Source organism: Mesorhizobium sp. M6A.T.Ce.TU.002.03.1.1 (assembly GCF_003997275.1).
GTDB lineage: Bacteria > Pseudomonadota > Alphaproteobacteria > Rhizobiales > Rhizobiaceae > Mesorhizobium > Mesorhizobium mediterraneum.
The window spans coordinates 1-1,451 of the sequence record NZ_RZTI01000276.1; the positions used below are offsets into that span (position 1 = coordinate 1).

Genomic DNA, 1,451 nt, shown 5'->3' on the forward strand with positions numbered 1-1,451 from the left:
AGCCGGTCAGCATCGAGCTGCCGATCCGCAATGTCGACCGTTCGACGGGTGCCATGCTGTCGGGCGAGGTGGCAAAGCGCTTCAAGCACAAGGGCCTGCGCGAGGACACGATCTCGGTGAAGCTCACCGGCACGGCCGGTCAGTCCTTCGGCGCCTTCCTGGCGCGCGGCGTCTCGTTCGAGCTGGTCGGTGCTGCCAACGACTATGTCGGCAAGGGTCTGTCGGGTGGACGCATCGTCATCCGCCCGCCGGAGAACACGAAGATCGTTGCCGCCGAGTCCATCATCGTCGGCAACACGGTGCTCTACGGCGCGACCGAGGGTGAGGCCTATTTCAGCGGCGTCGCCGGCGAGCGTTTTGCCGTGCGCAACTCGGGCGTCGCCGCCGTCGTCGAAGGCGTCGGCGATCATGGCTGCGAGTACATGACCGGCGGCATCGTCGTCGTCATCGGCCAGACCGGCCGCAACTTTGCAGCTGGCATGTCGGGCGGCGTCGCCTATGTGCTCGACGAGGCAGGCGACTTCGCCGCGCGCTGCAACATGGCGATGGTCGAACTGGAGCCGGTTCCGGAGGAAGACGATCTGATGGAGAAACTGCTCCATCATGGCGGTGACCTCGACCACAAAGGTCGTGTCGACGTGTCGGGCGATATGACCAGCCATGACGAGGAGCGGCTCTATCAGTTGATCTCGAACCACGTCCATTACACGGGTTCGGTGCGGGGCCGCGAGATCCTCGACAATTGGGCGACTTTCCGGCCGAAGTTCCGGAAGATCATGCCGGTCGAATATCGCCGCGCGCTGATCGAGATGGAACGCATGCGCATGGGCGTAGCGGCAGAATAGGCTTTGGGAGTTGCCGGGAAGCCTGGCTTCCCGGCACGGGTCTCATCAACAATCCTGACCTCGTGCTGAAGGTTGCCATGGCTGCCTCAAGAGGTTAACGGGTGCGGCGAAAACCGCACCATCTGGACAGCAGGAACTGGACTATGGGCAAGGTAACAGGGTTTCTCGAGATCGACCGGCAGGTGCACAAGTACCAGCCGGCTTCCGACCGCATCCGGCATTTTCGCGAGTTCACGCTGCCGATGTCGGACAAGGAGGTCGAGAAACAGGCCGCGCGCTGCATGGATTGCGGCATTCCGTACTGCCATGGGCCAACGGGCTGCCCGATCCACAACCAGATCCCGGACTGGAACGACCTCGTCTACAATGGCGACTGGGACAATGCGATCCGCAACTTGCATTCGACCAACAATTTCCCAGAGTTCACCGGCCGCATCTGTCCGGCACCTTGCGAGGAAGCCTGCACGCTGAACCTCGAGGACATTCCGGTCGCCATCAAGACGATCGAACAGGCGATCGCCGATAAGGCCTATGAAACCGGTCATATCCGGCCCTATCCGCCGGAAAAGAAGACCGGCAAGCGCGTCGCAATCATCGGCTCGGGGC

General features: G+C 62.4%; 2 pseudogenes. Both read left to right on the top strand.

Going from position 1 to position 1,451, the window contains the following annotated elements:
* A pseudogene (locus EOC93_RS33450) lies at positions 1-845 on the top strand (glutamate synthase subunit alpha); the annotation flags it as partial.
* 143 nt (positions 846-988) lie between these two features.
* A pseudogene (gene gltD / locus EOC93_RS33455) lies at positions 989-1,451 on the top strand (glutamate synthase); the annotation flags it as partial.